The organism is Acinetobacter sp. YH1901134 (assembly GCF_013416965.1).
Classification (GTDB): Bacteria; Pseudomonadota; Gammaproteobacteria; order Pseudomonadales; family Moraxellaceae; genus Acinetobacter; species Acinetobacter amyesii.
This window is the reverse complement of sequence record NZ_VPEW01000015.1, coordinates 1-16,876: the sequence shown is the minus strand read 5'-3', so window position 1 is coordinate 16,876 and position 16,876 is coordinate 1. Positions and strand designations below refer to the sequence as shown.

Here is a 16,876-nt window from a genome sequence, read left to right as displayed (position 1 = left end):
AGGCGATTATATAATCGCCTTTTTATTTATCTTTGAAAATTTTTTAGAGTACCATTGCGGCAATCCAACCAAAGATCATTAATGGAATATTGTAGTGAATGAAGGTCGGTACCACACTATCTTTCATGTGGTCATGCTGACCATCCATATTAAGACCTGATGTTGGCCCTAAAGTTGAGTCTGATGCTGGAGAACCTGCATCTCCCAAAGCTGCTGCTGTACCAATAATGGCAATCGTTGCCGCTGGGCTAAAACCAAATTGAATACACAGTGGTACATAAATAATGGCCAAAATTGGGATTGTTGAGAATGAAGAACCAATACCTAAGGTAATTAATAACCCAATTAATAACATCCAAAATGCCGCTAAACCTTGGCTGTTTCCAATCCATTCAACTGAAGCTTGTACCAGTGTTGGTACTTGATTCGTAGCCTCAATCACAGATGCAAAGCCTTGCGCAGAAATCATAATGAAACCCACCAGTGCCATCATGCGCATACCACTGATAATGACATCGTCGGCTTCTTTCCACTTAAAGATACCTGCACAGCTTAAGATCGCAACACCAACGAGACCGGCCAAAATCATCGACTCAGATATGACTTGAACAGAAAGCGTAGCAACCACTGCAACCGCAGCCATAATCAAAGTAAATTTAGCGACTTGTGGTTTACCATTTTCATCTGCTTTTACATCAGATGAGATGGTGTGCTGTGATTCCTTAACCTGAACGTCAGCATACTCTCGTGGTTTACGGTAGCTATAAAAAACAGCAATTAATAAGCCAACAAACATCCCAAATACTGGAATTGCCATAGCAGTTGGAATTTGATCATAGCTGATGTTGAAACCGTATGGCTTACCAAAGGTATTGATGTTTTGACCTAAAATATCATTAAGGAAAATAGCACCAAAACCAAAAGGTACCAGCATATAAGTCGCCACAAGACCAAAAGTCAGAACACAAGCAATCAAACGACGGTCAAGTTTTAAATGATTAAATACGCTGAGTAATGGTGGAATTAATACTGGAATAAACGCAATGTGCACTGGAATCACGTTTTGTGAACATACGGCGGCTAAAGCGATAGTAGCGAAAATTACGTATTTCACGCGATTCTGGGCTTTCACATTACTGTTACCTTTGAGTTTAGTAATGAGTTGATAAGCCAGTAAATCTGGCAAACCTGAACGCGCAAGTGCCAAAGCAAATGCCCCCAACACGCCATAAGCAAGTGCGATTTGAGCACCGTTGCCTAAGCCACTATTAAACGCTTCGATGGTGCCATGAATACCAAGGCCAGCTAACAAGCCACCTGTTACTGCACCAATGATCAGTGCAAATACAACAGGCACGCGTGCCAGCGACAGTCCAAACATGACTGTAATTGCGGCAAGAATAGCAAACATAAGAAAAAAGGGAGTCTGACAAAAAACCATATTTTATCAGAATTTGCTCGCTATTTAGCCCCCTATCGATGAAACTGACACTATTGAAAGATTTACTTAAAGCTGCTGTGATTGCGCAAATTGAGCGATGTAACCTGCAATTTTTTCGGGTTGGCTCAGCACAGCCCAATGATTGGCATTGACTTCAACTACAGATAAATCTTCAACCCAATTAGGTAATTCTTTAATGTAATCTGGACTGACAAAATTATCATGTTTCAACACAATCGCTTGTACAGGACAGACGGCATGACGTTGTCTAGGCTGAGTTAAGCGGGTAATAAAATTAGCACGGTAAAGCGCAATACCGTGTTTACCATCATGCTGAATATTATGATTCAAAGGCAATTCTTGAGTACGTTCTAAATCATTCACAATTTTTCCCCAACGTTCAGCATTCAAAAAATGCCACGCGGTCGGTGCCAAAAATGGTAATTGGAATACCCCGATGTACCATGACTTACTTAATAATTTGAGTAATTTTTTCTGCTGATGCTTAAAGCTATTTCTGAGCAAAAATGCCGCATGATCCAAACATGGCCCAGAAATAGTTGAATAAGACAAAATACGTGAGCGAAATTTTGGCTCAGTCACCGATTCCCAAGATTGGATAGAGCCCCAATCATGCGCGGCCAAATGAAAACTACGTTCGCCTAATACCGCTTGCGTTACACTATCCAAATCAAGTGATAATTGCTCCAAACGATAATCTCGTACTTTACGGGGCACAGATGACTGCCCTGCACCTCGCACGTCATAGCTCACAATATAAAATTTAGAACCAAGATGTTCAATAACCGGTTCCCATACTTCCTGATTATCAGGATAACCATGAACCAAAACCAATGCTGGCTTTGTTTCATCACCCCATGTCTTCACATAGAGCCGTTGTTGATCTGTGGTATTCACCCATTGCGTATTTAGTGGTTGCATTCTTCTTGTCCTTTTATCGATTCCATCGAATTGACGTTTTATTTGTGAACATGGGCAATGTGATCAATGCCACAGTTTGGAAACTCATTTAGTATGCAAAGTTCAGCATAAAAAAAAATTGACCCAGTATGAGCATAATCCAGAAAATAATGACAATGCCTATTGTCTCTAAATTCTTACTCAATCATTATGCCCCTTATAAAGGTGCTGGCATTTCGATTGATAAAATTGATCTCGCCAATTATCACATTCGCGTCAAAATGCCATTAACTCGTAAAAATCAAAATATCGTCGGTGTACATTTTGGCGGTAGTCTTTATTCAATGGTTGACCCATTTTATATGTTGATTTTGATGCATCACCTTGGCTCACGTTATATCGTGTGGGACAAAGCTGCAAATATCCAATTTTTATCCCCCGGGCGTGGAACGGTATACGCTGACATCCAGCTCGACCCAAATGAAATCAATCATATTAAAAACTTAGCAGATAACCACGCACCTGTACTACGGAACTATAGCTTAAATATTTTTGATGAAGCAGGCTTACGTATCGCTGAAGTTCAAAAAACCCTATACATTCGTCGCAAGCAACCCCGTCCACGCAAATAAAAAAGGCGCTTATCTTTAAGCGCCTTTTCATTCAAATTTATCGGATTGGATTAGCGATTTTGCTCAATTGCAGCACCTGCGCCACCACCGATTGCACCACCAATCGCAGCACCAGTGTTACCACCAAAGATACTTTTACCGACTGCAGAACCAATCGCACCACCTACACCACTATATGTGGCATTTCGGTTTGAACCGTTTTGAGTTTTACTACCGACAGCTGCACCAGCACCACCACCAACGGCTGCACCTACACCACCACCGACATTATTACCCACACCACCACCTATGGCACCACCTAAAGCTGCAGCACCAATACGTTGTTCATTTGGCGACATGCTTTCACAACCAGCAAGCATTAGGGTCGACATCATCGCGACTGCGCATACGCTCATTACTTTTTTCATTGTGATGTTCCTTGTCTTCTTCAATACCTATGATTCTAAAACCATTGTATGAAACAATTAAACATAGCTTGTTACGGCTTGGAGCATAAATGCTGCATTTTGTAAAAAACGACACCTAATCGCTCACGAATCACTCAGGGTTTTCATCCAAAATCATCAAATCTTTTGTGGTTTCACCATTTTCAGTCAGCACAGCATGAGAGAGTTTGGCTTTGGTATCTGGATCAGTTGCCTGATCTAGTTTTAGCGTGCGTTTAATCGGGTCTTGCCCTTTCTTAAACTCTACGCCTTCTGCATCAATATTGGTGTTTTGACGAATAATCTGACCGTCCTGCTTCACCGTAGTCTTGGTTTCAATTTTAGAAGTCGGGACGATGACACCACCACGCTGTAGTACAGGAATCGATAATTTCTTTTCAGAAAAGTCACTTTGGTTGTCTGAAAGTTCAATTTCACGTGCCACGACATCCTGACCTTTATTGGTCATTTCTAACACTGTTGCAGTCACTTGACGTACAGGTTCTTGACCTGCAACACGGCGAATCACTTCTGTTTTTAATACCGGAACTACAGCTTTATCTTTTACCACAATTGAATTGGGCATAGGTGCAGCAATCGCTGTCAATGAGCTGAATAATGCAGAAACTGCGAATACTTGCTGTGTGAATTTCATCAAAAAGACCCCGTTATGTTTAAGTTTAAAAATCAAGAGATTTGTTATGTTCTATTTTTACTATAGGAAATAAATCAACATTAGGAAAGCTTTAATTTTCAATTCGTCCGCATAAAAAAAGCCACCCAAAGGTGGCTTTTTTGAATGATTTAAGGGCTAATTAAAGACCGTTAAATTCATCGCTAAATGCTTGGCTTAATGCTTGATCAACATCAGAGAAGTCATTGTGAAGCTCAAGCTCTGCAGCTTCAGACTCTTGACGACGACGTTCTAAGTGGTAAGCCAAACCTGTACCCGCTGGGATCAGACGACCTACAACTACGTTTTCTTTCAGACCACGTAATTCATCTTCTTTACCTGTTACAGCAGCCTCAGTTAACACACGAGTTGTTTCCTGGAACGATGCAGCAGAAATGAACGAGTCAGTAGAAAGCGACGCTTTGGTAATACCCATCAATTGACGTTCAAACTTCGCTGGGAACTTGTTCTGAGCTGCCACAGCTTGGTTTTCTTGAACAACGCGGATGTATTCCACTTGCTCGCCTTTGATGAAGCTTGTATCACCACCGTCAGTGATTTCAACTTTACGAAGCATTTGACGTACGATCACTTCAATGTGCTTGTCGTTAATTTTTACACCTTGCAGACGGTATACGTCCTGAACTTCGTTCACGATGTAGTTTGTCAGTGCAACTTCGCCTTTCAAACGTAAGATGTCGTGTGGGTTTTGCGGACCATCAGAAATGGTTTCACCACGGTTCACATGCTCGCCTTCGAACACGTTAATCGTACGCCATTTCGGAATTAGCTCTTCGTAAATCTCAGAGCCATCATCCGGAGTAATCACAAGACGGTTCTTACCTTTGGTCTCTTTACCGAAGCTTACGATACCTGAAATTTCAGCAAGGATCGCATGTTCTTTCGGTTTACGTGCTTCGAACAAGTCAGCTACACGCGGTAGACCACCGGTAATATCACGTGTACGTGAAGATTCTTGTGGTACACGACCAATAACGTCACCGACACCAATTGTTTCGCCGTCGCGCACAGTCAGAATCGTGTTTTGTGGTAGGAAGTAGAACTGTTCGCCGCCATCTGTTGTATCCAATACAACAGCTGGACGCATATCTTTACCAGATGCTGGACGTGAAGTTACTGGAAGTACCTCAATAGTCGTCATACCTGTTGCATCATCAGTTTTCGATGTCACAGTTACGCCATCAGCGATTTGGCTGAAACGCACTTTACCTGCAACTTCGGTAACCAATGGATGTGTATGCGGATCCCAAGTCGCTACGATACCGCCAGCTTCCACAGCTTCTCCATCTTTAATGATGATTGAAGCACCGTATGGAATTTTGTAACGTTCGCGTTCACGACCGATGTCATCTGCGATACCGATTTCACCTGAACGTGAAGTTGATACCAAGTGACCTTTAGCGTGTTGTACTGTTTTCACATTGTGGAAACGTACTGTACCTTTGTTACGAACTTGTACGCTGTTAGCAGCAGAAGTTCGGCTCGCAGCACCACCTACGTGGAACGTACGCATTGTTAACTGTGTACCTGGCTCACCAATTGATTGAGCAGCCATTACACCCACAGATTCACCTGGATTCACCAAGTGACCGCGAGCAAGGTCACGACCGTAACATTTCGCACATACACCGAAAGTAGATTCACAGTTTACAACTGAACGTACTTTCACTTCATCGACACCTTGCTCTTCTAAGTAGTTTGCAAGTTTTTCGTCGATTAAAGTATTACGTGGAAGAATCACATCATCCGAACCTGGTTTCTTCGCATCTTCAGCAAGTACACGACCCAATACTCGAGTACCTAAGTTCTCGATGACATCGCCACCTTGAATGAACGGAGTCATTACAAGACCGTCGAAAGTACCACAATCTGGCTCAGTAATTACCAAGTCTTGTGCAACGTCAACCAAACGACGAGTCAAGTAACCTGAGTTCGCAGTTTTCAATGCAGTATCGGCCAAACCTTTACGTGCACCGTGTGTTGAAATGAAGTACTGAAGTACGGTCAAACCTTCACGGAAGTTCGCTTTAATTGGTGTTTCAATGATCGAACCATCTGGTTTCGCCATCAAACCACGCATACCCGCTAACTGACGAATCTGAGCTGCCGAACCACGGGCACCTGAGTCAGACATCATGTAGATCGAGTTGAATGATTTTTGTTTCTCGTCTTCACCCTGTTTGTTTTTAACAGTTGTGAAAGACAAGTTGTCCATCATCGCTTTCGCTACTTGGTCGTTTGTACGCGCCCAAATATCGACAACTTTGTTATAACGTTCGCCGGCAGTTACGAAACCTTGCTCGAATTGTTGTTCAATTTCACGAACTTCAACTTCAGCTTTTTCGATAATTGCTTGTTTTTGTGGCGGAATTAACATGTCTTCCATACCAACAGACACACCTGAGTGAGTCGCTTGACGGAAGCCCAAATACATCAATTGGTCAGCGAAGATAACAGTATCTTTAAGACCTAATTTACGGTAGCAAGAGTTGATCAATTTAGAGATGTTCTTTTTAGTCATCTCAACGTTGATTTGTTGGAAATCCATACCTTCAGGTACAACTTCCCAAAGTAAACAACGACCTGGAGTTGTGTCTACAACAATGGTTTGTTGTTCACGGTTACCATTTTCGTCAATGACAGTTTGGTGTACACGTGCTTTTACGCGAGCGTGTAAATCAACTTGACCTGTTGCAAGTGCACGGTTTACTTCGTCAGTATCCGCAAACACCATGCCTTCACCTTTGGCATTGATCGCATCACGAGTGATGTAGTACAAGCCTAAGACAACGTCCTGAGAAGGTACGATGATTGGCTCACCGTTCGCAGGAGAAAGAATGTTGTTTGTTGACATCATTAACGCACGAGCTTCTAACTGAGCTTCAAGTGTTAATGGTACGTGTACCGCCATTTGGTCACCGTCGAAGTCGGCGTTAAATGCCGCACAAACTAACGGGTGAAGACGGATCGCTTTACCTTCAATCAGGGTTGGTTCAAATGCTTGAAGACCCAAACGGTGAAGTGTAGGCGCACGGTTCAACATCACTGGATGTTGACGAATTACGTGAGCAAGTACGTCCCAAACTTCTGGAGTTTCACGCTCAACCATTTTCTTCGCAGCTTTAATGGTTGTCGCTTGGCCAGATGCTTGTAGTTTCGCAAAAATGAATGGTTTGAATAATTCAAGCGCCATTTTTTTCGGAAGACCACATTGGTGAAGACGTAAAGTCGGACCTACGGTAATTACCGAACGACCAGAGTAATCGACACGTTTACCCAATAAGTTTTGACGGAAACGACCTTGTTTACCTTTGATCATGTCTGCCAAAGATTTAAGAGGACGTTTATTCGAACCAGTAATTGCACGACCACGACGACCGTTATCAAGCAATGCATCAACAGACTCTTGTAACATACGTTTTTCGTTACGTACGATAATGTCTGGTGCTGCAAGGTCTAGTAGACGTTTTAAACGGTTGTTACGGTTAATTACACGACGGTAAAGATCGTTTAAGTCAGAAGTCGCAAAACGACCACCTTCTAGAGGAACCAACGGACGAAGATCAGGTGGAAGTACTGGAAGTACATTCATCACCATCCATTCTGGTTTGTTGTTCGACTCTTTGAACGCTTCCATCAATTTCAGACGTTTAGAAGCTTTTTTAAGCTTCGTTTCTGAAGTTGTATTTGGAATTTCTTCACGAAGACGTGAAATTTCAGCTTCAAGATCGATGTCTTTCAACAAATCTTGAACTGCTTCTGCACCCATTTTCGCAGTGAATTCATCACCGTGTTCTTCTAAAGCAGTGAAGTATTCTTCATCGTTTAGAAGTTGGTATTTCTCAAGTGGAGTCATACCTGGGTCAGTTACAACGTATGATTCGAAATACAATACACGTTCGATATCACGTAAAGTCATGTCTAAAAGCAGACCGATACGGCTAGGAAGTGATTTTAAGAACCAAATATGTGCAACTGGAGAAGCAAGGTCAATATGACCCATACGCTCACGACGTACTTTTGCAGTTGTTACTTCAACGCCACATTTTTCACAAATGACGCCTTTGTATTTCATACGCTTGTATTTACCACACAAGCATTCGTAATCTTTTACTGGACCAAAGATTTTGGCACAGAATAAACCATCACGTTCAGGTTTGAACGTACGGTAGTTAATGGTTTCAGGCTTTTTAACTTCACCATGAGACCACGACTTAATCATTTCTGGTGACGCAAGACCAATACGGATGCGATCAAACTCTACAGGAGCATGACCGTCTGAATCCGTCTTTTTGCGCATGATATCGAGCAAGTCTTTCAATTTTTTTCTCCGTGTGTTGTGGAGATTTTCACTTCACAACTGGGTCACAAATATTGTTTTTTTAACTGAGAAATCCCCCTTGCCCCTCTTGATTAAAGAGGTGAGAAGCACTGCTTCACAAGGGAGATTCAATGGAGCTAATTAGTCACCATTTTTCAGTTCAATGTTGATACCTAAAGAACGGATCTCTTTGGTCAATACGTTGAACGATTCAGGCATACCTGGGTCCATGTAATGGTTACCATCTACAATGTTCTTATAGATACGGGTACGACCTTCAACGTCATCCGACTTCACAGTAAGCATTTCTTGAAGTGTGTATGCTGCACCGTAAGCTTCGAGTGCCCATACTTCCATCTCACCGAAACGCTGACCACCGAATTGTGCTTTACCACCAAGCGGCTGTTGAGTTACTAGAGAGTAAGAACCAGTAGAACGCGCATGCATCTTGTCGTCAACCAAGTGGTTCAGTTTCAACATGTACATGTAACCCACAGTTACTGGACGGTCAAAACGTTCACCTGTACGACCATCATACAATACTGTTTGACCAGTACGTGAAATGCCACCAAGTTCTAACAATTCTTTGATTTGTGATTCTTCAGCACCATCAAATACCGGTGTTGCTAAAGGAACACCTTTACGCAAGTTACCTGAAAGCACCAAGATTTCTTCATCAGTCAAGCTATCAAGATCTTCTTGCTCGCCACCAACTTTATTGTAAATCTTGTCTAAGAAATCACGAAGCTCAAGTACAGTACGTTGCTCTTTCATCATCTTGTCGATTTGATCGCCAAGACCTTTAGCCGCCATACCTAAGTGAGTTTCAAGAATCTGACCCACGTTCATACGTGATGGTACACCCAGTGGGTTAAGTACAACATCAACTGGAACACCGTTTGCATCGTGTGGCATGTCTTCTACAGGTAGGATGTTTGATACAACACCTTTGTTACCGTGACGACCCGCCATTTTATCACCCGGTTGGATGCGACGTTTTACAGCCAAGTAAACTTTAACAACTTTCAATACGCCAGTTGTCAGTTCATCGCCTGTAGACAATTTACGTTTTTTCTCTGCAAATTTCTCGTCAATTTCAAGGCTCTTCTCTTTCAAGAACACTTGAATTTGAGTTAAACGTTCAGCAATCGCTTCGTCAACTGGTTGGATTTCAATAAGATCAACCAACTCAAGACCAGACAATAACTCTTCAGTTAATTTGTCACCGCGTTTAGTTGTACCGCCACCATTCGATTCTTGACCTTTCAACAAACGAACAATACGTTCACGAGCTGCTTCTTCAAAGATTTTGAATTCTTCTTTCAAATCTTTACGGTAAGCATCTAATTGAGCTTTTTCAATTGCTTGAGCACGTTCGTCTTTTTCAAGACCATCACGTGTAAACACTTGAACGTCAATAACAGTACCTTTAACACCAGAAGATACACGTAAAGATGAATCTTTAACGTCAGCCGCTTTTTCGCCGAAGATTGCACGAAGAAGTTTTTCTTCCGGAGTAAGTTGAGTTTCACCCTTAGGTGTTACTTTACCTACAAGGATATCGCCCGCTGTTACTTCTGCACCGATGTAAACAATACCTGACTCATCAAGTTTAGAAAGTGCTGCTTCACCCACGTTTGGGATATCGGCAGTAATTTCTTCCGCACCCAATTTAGTATCACGTGCTACACATGACAATTCTTGAATGTGGATTGATGTTAAACGATCTTCTTGAAGCACACGCTCAGATAATAAGATCGAGTCTTCATAGTTGTAACCGTTCCAAGTCATGAATGCTACGCGCATGTTTTGACCCAATGCCAATTCACCGCCATCTGTAGATGGACCATCAGCTAATACGTCACCACGACCCACTTGATCACCAAGGCTTACAAGCACTTTTTGGTTAATACAAGTGTTTTGGTTAGAACGTGTATATTTGATCAGGTTGTAGATATCTACACCTGCTTCACCCGCGATCATTTCGTCTTCGTTTACACGAATAACAACACGAGACGCGTCGACGAATTCAATACGACCACCACGTTTCGCAAGAACACATACACCTGAGTCGTGCGCTACGTTTGCTTCCATACCTGTACCAACAAGCGGCTTGTCAGCGATCAACGTAGGTACTGCCTGACGTTGCATGTTTGAACCCATCAATGCACGGTTGGCATCATCGTGTTCAAGGAATGGAATAAGTGATGCAGCAACAGATACAACCTGCTGTGCAGATACGTCCATATGCGTCACTTTTTCAGGAGGCATACGTACGAAATCACCTTGGTGACGTACAGAAACAAATTCTTCTGTTAAATTACCGTCTTTATCTACACCTGAATCGGCCTGTGCAATCACAGTACCTACTTCTTCAATCGCAGAAAGGTATTCAACGTCATCCGTTACACGACCATCAACAACTTTACGGTAAGGCGTTTCTAAGAAACCAAAATCATTCGCTTTCGCATAAACAGAAAGTGAGTTGATCAAACCAATGTTTGGACCCTCAGGAGTCTCAATTGGACATACACGACCATAATGAGTTTGATGTACGTCACGTACTTCAAAGCCCGCACGCTCACGAGTCAAACCACCTGGGCCCAATGCTGATACACGACGTTTGTGTGTAATCTCAGACAACGGGTTGTTTTGATCCATGAACTGAGACAACTGGCTTGAACCAAAGAATTCTTTGATTGCAGCAGCAACTGGTTTCGCATTGATTAAATCTTGCGGAGACAAGTTATCAGTTTCAGCTTGAGATAAACGTTCTTTAACAGCACGTTCAACACGAACTAGACCAACACGGAATTGGTTTTCTGTCATTTCACCAACAGAACGAACACGACGGTTACCCAAGTGATCGATATCATCGACTTCACCTTTACCGTTACGGATTTCAACTAATGTTTTCAATACATCAGTGATGTCTTCGTTCGAAAGAATACCTTCAACTTCACGAGACTTCTGATCCGTACCCACTTCGTAAGGACGACCCAAACGACGGTTGAACTTCATACGACCTACTGGTGATAAGTCATAACGTTCAGAAGAGAAGAATAAATTGTTGAATAAGTTTTCAGCAGCTTCTTTTGTTGGTGGCTCACCCGGACGCATCACTTTGTAGATTTCTACAAGTGCTTCTTCACGACCAGTTGTAGTATCTGCACGTAAAGAGTCCGCAATGAATGGGCCACGGTCGATGTCATTGGTATAAAGTACGTTGAATTGTTTAACGCCGCCTTCAGCCAATTTCACCATAATTTCATGGCTTAGTACTGTATTTGCAGCAATTACTTCGCCATCACGTAACGTTACATCTTCAGCAACAATACGTTCATATAGGTATTCATCAGGAACAGAAAGTTTTTCAAGACCTGCTGCTTCCATTTGACGAACATGGCGCGCGTTAATACGTTTACCTTGTTCAACAATTGTTTTACCGTCTGTACCCACGATATCAAACTGTGCCATTTCGCCACGTAGACGTTCTGGAACCAAGTCAATTTGATAGCTACCCATATCAAGATATACAGGTACTTTTTCGTAGAACATGTCTAGGATTTGTTCGTTGTTATAACCCAAGGCACGAAGCACAACAGTCGCAAGTAATTTACGACGACGGTCAATACGAACATATACAAGATCTTTTGCATCGAATTCAAAGTCTAACCATGAACCACGGTAAGGAATGATACGAGCAGAGTAAAGAACTTTACCGCTAGAGTGAGTTTTGCCTTTATCGTGGTCAAAGAATACACCTGGTGAACGGTGTAATTGAGATACGATTACACGCTCAGTACCATTGATCACAAAGGTACCGTTGTCTGTCATAAGTGGCATTTCACCCATGTAGACTTCTTGCTCACGCACATCTTTGATTGTTTTAGTTTCGCGATCTTTAATGATCAGACGAATTTTTACACGCATTGGCGCCGCATAAGTTGAGCCACGAAGAATACATTCGCGCACATCAAATTCAGGCTTACCAAGACTATACTCAACAAATTCTAAAGCAGCATTGCCAGAATAACTTTCAATAGGAAAAACTGAACGAAATGCGGCTTGGAGACCGATATCTTCGCGGTTTTTTGGAGTTTTGCCGTCTTGAAGGAAAGTTCGGTACGAGTCGACTTGAATCGCGAGCAAGTACGGAACATCCATTACCTTGGGCAATTTACCAAAATTCTTACGGATCCGTTTCTTTTCGGTATATGAGTATGCCATCTGGAGTCCTCGGAAAGTAAACTAAGTCCGCCTGCAGAACGAACTTAGAAGGAATTACGCAGGCCGATATGGCCACCACTTTCACAAATGCTGCAATTTTTAGTGGTATTAAAACGCTTAACAATATTTTTTTACTGAAAAATATTGGTAAGCGTTTGGTTTTATCAATTATTTTTAATTTGTATGATTTTTATATCATGCAAACAAAAATCGAGCCGATTATTGTAACGCAAAAAGGCTGATGACCCAAGGGCCACCAGCCATTTTTTGGAGCCGATTATAAAAAAATCGACTCCCCTTAAGATTACTTAAGTGTAACTGTAGCACCAGCTTCTTCAAGTTTTTTCTTAAGTTCTTCGCCTTCTTCTTTAGAAACGCCTTCTTTAAGAACTGAAGGAGCGCTTTCAACAAGATCTTTAGCTTCTTTAAGACCAAGGCCAGTAGCTTCACGAACTGCTTTAATTACAGCAACTTTGTTAGCACCGAAAGAAGTCAACTCAACGTTGAATTCTGATTGTTCTTCAGCAGCAGCACCAGCAGCGCCAGGAGCAGCAGCAACTGCTACAGCAGCAGCAGATACGTTGAATTTTTCTTCGAAAGCAGAAATAAGTTCAACAAGTTCAAGAACAGTTTTTTCAGCAACTGCGTTTAAGATTTCTTCGTTTGTTAAAGCCATGAGAGTAACTCCAAATGGGTATTGAATGGTGTGTAAATTGATTTAAGCTTAAGCAGCTTCTGACTCGTTTTTCTCTTTGAGCGCAGTAATAAGGCGACCCAATTTCGAAATAGGAGCTTGAAGAACGTTTGCAAGCATAGTAAGCGCTTTCTCTTGGTTTGGAAGGTTCGCGATAACGCTAACTTCAGCACCTTGATAAACCTTACCGTCAAATGCAGCAGCTTTAAGTTCAAATGCTTTATTAGTTTTAGCAAATTCTTCGAACAAACGAGCAGCTGCGCCCATGTCGTCTTCAGAAGTTGAGAAAGCTAAGATTGTTGGGCCAACAAGGTTGTCGCTCAAGATATTGAATTGAGTATCTTGAAGAGCACGTTTAGCCAAAGTGTTACGAACTACACGAGTAGCAACACCTAGTTTACGAGCTTCAACACGTAGAGCAGTTAATTGCTCAACAGTTAAACCTTGATAGTCAGCAACAACAGCAGCATACGCAGTAGAGGCAACTTCAGTTACTTCAGCTACGATCTGTTTTTTGCCTTCGATAAGAAGAGCCATTGTAAAACCTCCTAACGGTGATTTATGCACCTATACAGATGCACTCCCAATTCGTTAGCTCATCACTGAACCAACACGCGGAGGAGGAACAAATCACACCACCGCGTCTACTCAGGCTGGGCTATTAAGAAGAAAGCATAAAACTCCCCTCGCCTGAGGTCTTTGACGCTGATAAATCTAAATTTATCAATTCAAAGTTTGCCTGAATCACGCAATATACGACGGAGCGTTTCTTGCGTAATATTTAAAGCGGTGCTTCAAATATTACTCAGGGCTTTAAAATTCTGTAATAAGTCGAAACTTATTTAGAAACGTTTGCCACATCAACAACAAGACCAGGACCCATAGTAGAGCTTAGAGTGATCTTTTGGATGTAAACACCTTTAGAAGTAGCAGGTTTTGCTTTCTTAAGGTCAGCTACAAGAGCTTCAACGTTTGAACGAACAGCTTCAGCAGTGAAACCTACTTGACCGATCGCAGCGTGGATGATACCCGCTTTGTCTACACGGTAACGTGCTTGACCAGCTTTCGCATTTTTAACAGCAGAAGCTACGTCAGGAGTTACAGTACCCACTTTAGGGTTTGGCATTAAGCCACGTGGACCAAGAATCGTACCTAACTTACCAACAACGCGCATTGCATCCGGAGCTGCAATTACTACGTCAAAGTCAAGGTTACCCGCTTGGATGCTTTCAGCAAGATCATCAAAACCAACAACGTCCGCACCTTCAGCTTTAGCAGCTTCAGCAGCAGCGCCTTGAGCAAACACAGCTACACGTACAGTTTTACCAGTACCTGCAGGAAGTGTAGTCGCGCCACGAACAACTTGGTCAGATTTACGAGGATCAACACCTAGGTTTACAGCAACATCCAAAGATTCTTTGAATTTTACTGCTGGAAGGCCGTTAAGAACTGCAACTGCTTCTTCCAAAGTGTAAACTTTGTTAGCTTCAACAGCAGCAACAATGGCTTTTTGACGTTTAGTTAATTTAGCCATGTCTTATAGCTCCACTTCCAAGCCCATAGAACGCGCAGAACCAGCAATGGTACGTACACGTGCGTCTAAATCAGCACCAGTAAGATCTGGTTCTTTAGTAGTCGCAATTTCTTCTAATTGAGCGCGAGTCAACTTACCAACTTTAGTTTTGTTAGGTACAGCTGAACCCTTTTGGATGCCCGCAGCTTTCTTAAGAAGAATCGCAGCAGGAGGAGTTTTCATGATGAATGTGAACGACTTGTCGTTGTACACAGTGATCACTACTGGAATTGGAAGACCAGCTTCAACTTTTTGTGTCGCAGCATTGAATTCTTTACAGAATGCCATGATGTTAACACCACGTTGACCTAGTGCAGGACCAATCGGTGGAGATGGATTTGCTTTACCAGCTGGAACTTGCAGCTTGATATAGCCGTCAATCTTCTTAGCCATTTCAATTACCTCTGGGTACTAACGCCGCTAGGCTCCCCATACATATAAGTAACGATACCGTTACAACAACAATGCCCGACTCATCATAAATCGGGCGTTTATCAACCAAGTTAAATTAAACCGATTTTTCGACTTGGCGAAATTCCAGCTCAACCTGAGTTGGTCGATTAAATACATTAATCGTCAACGTCAAACGTGACTTATCGTATAGAACTTCTTCCACCACGCCTTTAAAATCGGTGAATGGACCGTCAATTACGAGTAATTCTTCACCTGGTTCAAACATCGTCTTAGGACGAGGTGCTTCGCCAGTATTGCGTACACGTGCAAGAATCGCATCAGCTTCTTTTTGCGTAATTGGTGCAGGCTTTTCTGCAGTACCACCGATGAAACCTAATACTTTTGGACATTCTTTAACAATGTGCCAAGTTTCATCATTCATTTCCATCTCGACTAACACATAGCCGGGAAAGAATTTACGCTCAGATTTACGTTTCTTACCATCCTTCATTTCCACTACCTCTTCAGTAGGGACAAGGACTTCACCAAAGCTATCGGCTACAGCGCTACGCTGGATTCGATCATTAAGTGAGCGTAACACTTGTTTTTCATAACCAGAATAGGCATGAATAATGTACCAACGTTTCATAGCTCTCTTACCCGATAATAAACTTCATTAACCAGCTCAAAGCATAGTCAAAGCACCATAATAAAATAGATGCCACTAAGACTACCGCAAGTACCTGCCAAGATGTGGTCATGGTCTCTTGCTTGGTTGGCCAAGTCACTCGACGCAACTCAATTCGAGCATCTTTCAACAATCGAACAAAGCCTTTGCCTTGATGGGTGGCGTATAATAAACCTAAAGCCACGATGATACAAGCCAAAATTACCCCAACACGGACCCAAACATCATTCGCTAGTGCCCAGTATGCTGGCAAATGTTGATTCACCATCATAGAACTACCGAGTAAAATCAACGCGATAACCCACAGAACATAGTCTAAAGGGGAACCAGAATTAACAACTTCAGCAGGATTATTTCTTTGAGGAATTGGCGCGTCGCTTAATGCGTCACGCGATTTATCATTCGACATTTTTGTACTCGTCGTAGGATTCGCGACTTATTATATGACCAGTTGAGCCAGCATCAAGCTTCTTTTTAAAAAAATTTGGCAGGCCAGGAGGGACTCGAACCCCCAACATTCGGTTTTGGAGACCGACGCTCTACCAATTGAACTACTGACCTGCAGAGCAAATCGAGAGTCGAAACTCTCGATCTGTACAAAGATAACTGTATTATATTATGCAGTTACTTTAGAAACAACACCCGCACCAACTGTACGGCCACCTTCACGGATCGCGAAGCGTAAGCCAGCATCCATTGCGATTGGGTGGATTAATTCTACTGACATTTCTACGTTATCACCAGGCATAACCATTTCAACGCCTTCTTTAAGCGAGATCGCACCAGTTACGTCAGTTGTACGGAAGTAGAACTGTGGACGGTAACCGTTAAGGAATGGAGTATGACGGCCACCTTCGTCTTTAG

General features: G+C 42.4%; 13 protein-coding genes, 1 tRNA gene and 1 pseudogene. 1 reads left to right on the top strand and 14 read right to left on the bottom strand.

Annotation, left to right across the window (positions count from 1 at the left end; translation table 11 throughout):
- Positions 1 to 43 precede the first annotated feature (43 nt).
- Positions 44 to 1,411 carry a Na+/H+ antiporter family protein gene (locus FTV50_RS13725; protein ID WP_078192837.1) on the bottom strand — a complete coding sequence of 456 codons (1,368 nt, stop codon included), beginning with the start codon at positions 1,409 to 1,411 and terminating at the stop codon, positions 44 to 46.
- A 96-nt stretch (positions 1,412 to 1,507) separates the two neighbouring features.
- Complete coding sequence (locus FTV50_RS13720) at positions 1,508 to 2,383, bottom strand: alpha/beta fold hydrolase (protein WP_180024738.1); 876 nt, start codon at positions 2,381 to 2,383, stop codon at positions 1,508 to 1,510.
- 128 nt (positions 2,384 to 2,511) lie between these two features.
- Here FTV50_RS13720 and FTV50_RS13715 point away from each other — a divergent pair, with 128 nt between their 5' ends.
- On the top strand, positions 2,512 to 2,994 hold the full coding sequence (locus tag FTV50_RS13715; RefSeq protein WP_078189823.1) for a DUF4442 domain-containing protein: 483 nt from the start codon (positions 2,512 to 2,514) through the stop codon (positions 2,992 to 2,994).
- A 50-nt stretch (positions 2,995 to 3,044) separates the two neighbouring features.
- On the opposite strand, the gene FTV50_RS13710 is transcribed toward FTV50_RS13715, so the two are convergent.
- The 12 genes and pseudogenes from FTV50_RS13710 to tuf all read right to left on the bottom strand — a co-directional run.
- The gene (locus FTV50_RS13710) at positions 3,045 to 3,401 is read right to left on the bottom strand and encodes a DNA transfer protein p32 (RefSeq protein ID WP_078192840.1); all 357 of its coding nucleotides are present in this window, start codon (positions 3,399 to 3,401) and stop codon (positions 3,045 to 3,047) included.
- Positions 3,402 to 3,531: 130 nt separating this feature from the next.
- Positions 3,532 to 4,074 carry a hypothetical protein gene (locus tag FTV50_RS13705; RefSeq protein ID WP_180024737.1) on the bottom strand — a complete coding sequence of 181 codons (543 nt, stop codon included), beginning with the start codon at positions 4,072 to 4,074 and terminating at the stop codon, positions 3,532 to 3,534.
- A 160-nt stretch (positions 4,075 to 4,234) separates the two neighbouring features.
- Positions 4,235 to 8,434 carry a DNA-directed RNA polymerase subunit beta' gene (gene rpoC / locus FTV50_RS13700; protein WP_078192842.1) on the bottom strand — a complete coding sequence of 1,400 codons (4,200 nt, stop codon included), beginning with the start codon at positions 8,432 to 8,434 and terminating at the stop codon, positions 4,235 to 4,237.
- A gap of 141 nt (positions 8,435 to 8,575) precedes the next feature.
- Entirely contained in the window at positions 8,576 to 12,664 is a 4,089-nt protein-coding gene (gene rpoB, locus FTV50_RS13695; protein WP_180024736.1) for a DNA-directed RNA polymerase subunit beta, read from the bottom strand.
- 304 nt (positions 12,665 to 12,968) lie between these two features.
- A complete protein-coding gene (gene rplL / locus FTV50_RS13690) occupies positions 12,969 to 13,340 on the bottom strand; it encodes a 50S ribosomal protein L7/L12 (protein WP_078189828.1) in 372 nt (123 codons plus the stop codon).
- 48 nt (positions 13,341 to 13,388) lie between these two features.
- Complete coding sequence (gene rplJ / locus FTV50_RS13685) at positions 13,389 to 13,895, bottom strand: 50S ribosomal protein L10 (protein WP_111885844.1); 507 nt, start codon at positions 13,893 to 13,895, stop codon at positions 13,389 to 13,391.
- A gap of 301 nt (positions 13,896 to 14,196) precedes the next feature.
- The gene (gene rplA / locus FTV50_RS13680; protein WP_078189830.1) at positions 14,197 to 14,892 is read right to left on the bottom strand and encodes a 50S ribosomal protein L1; all 696 of its coding nucleotides are present in this window, start codon (positions 14,890 to 14,892) and stop codon (positions 14,197 to 14,199) included.
- A 3-nt stretch (positions 14,893 to 14,895) separates the two neighbouring features.
- Positions 14,896 to 15,324 (bottom strand): 50S ribosomal protein L11, encoded by a 429-nt coding sequence (gene rplK, locus FTV50_RS13675; RefSeq protein ID WP_004868049.1) that lies wholly within the window; start codon positions 15,322 to 15,324, stop codon positions 14,896 to 14,898.
- Positions 15,325 to 15,439: 115 nt separating this feature from the next.
- The gene (nusG, locus tag FTV50_RS13670; RefSeq protein ID WP_078189831.1) at positions 15,440 to 15,973 is read right to left on the bottom strand and encodes a transcription termination/antitermination protein NusG; all 534 of its coding nucleotides are present in this window, start codon (positions 15,971 to 15,973) and stop codon (positions 15,440 to 15,442) included.
- Between the two features lie 7 nt (positions 15,974 to 15,980).
- On the bottom strand, positions 15,981 to 16,421 hold the full coding sequence (gene secE / locus FTV50_RS13665) for a preprotein translocase subunit SecE (protein WP_180024735.1): 441 nt from the start codon (positions 16,419 to 16,421) through the stop codon (positions 15,981 to 15,983).
- Between the two features lie 76 nt (positions 16,422 to 16,497).
- Positions 16,498 to 16,573 (bottom strand) — tRNA-Trp (locus tag FTV50_RS13660).
- A 55-nt stretch (positions 16,574 to 16,628) separates the two neighbouring features.
- Positions 16,629 to 16,876 (bottom strand): annotated as a pseudogene (gene tuf, locus FTV50_RS13655) (elongation factor Tu); the annotation flags it as partial.

What these genes read in the sequence shown, in the direction of transcription:
- rplL (WP_078189828.1), bottom strand. Translation starts at nt 13,340, where the DNA reads ATGGCTTTAACAAACGAAGAAATCTTAAACGCAGTTGCTGAAAAAACT.
- FTV50_RS13715 (WP_078189823.1), top strand. Translation starts at nt 2,512, where the DNA reads ATGAGCATAATCCAGAAAATAATGACAATGCCTATTGTCTCTAAATTC.
- nusG (WP_078189831.1), bottom strand. Translation starts at nt 15,973, where the DNA reads ATGAAACGTTGGTACATTATTCATGCCTATTCTGGTTATGAAAAACAA.
- rplK (WP_004868049.1), bottom strand. Translation starts at nt 15,324, where the DNA reads ATGGCTAAGAAGATTGACGGCTATATCAAGCTGCAAGTTCCAGCTGGT.
- FTV50_RS13710 (WP_078192840.1), bottom strand. Translation starts at nt 3,401, where the DNA reads ATGAAAAAAGTAATGAGCGTATGCGCAGTCGCGATGATGTCGACCCTA.
- rpoB (WP_180024736.1), bottom strand. Translation starts at nt 12,664, where the DNA reads ATGGCATACTCATATACCGAAAAGAAACGGATCCGTAAGAATTTTGGT.
- rplA (WP_078189830.1), bottom strand. Translation starts at nt 14,892, where the DNA reads ATGGCTAAATTAACTAAACGTCAAAAAGCCATTGTTGCTGCTGTTGAA.
- FTV50_RS13725 (WP_078192837.1), bottom strand. Translation starts at nt 1,411, where the DNA reads ATGTTTGCTATTCTTGCCGCAATTACAGTCATGTTTGGACTGTCGCTG.
- rplJ (WP_111885844.1), bottom strand. Translation starts at nt 13,895, where the DNA reads ATGGCTCTTCTTATCGAAGGCAAAAAACAGATCGTAGCTGAAGTAACT.
- secE (WP_180024735.1), bottom strand. Translation starts at nt 16,421, where the DNA reads ATGTCGAATGATAAATCGCGTGACGCATTAAGCGACGCGCCAATTCCT.
- FTV50_RS13720 (WP_180024738.1), bottom strand. Translation starts at nt 2,383, where the DNA reads ATGCAACCACTAAATACGCAATGGGTGAATACCACAGATCAACAACGG.
- FTV50_RS13705 (WP_180024737.1), bottom strand. Translation starts at nt 4,074, where the DNA reads ATGAAATTCACACAGCAAGTATTCGCAGTTTCTGCATTATTCAGCTCA.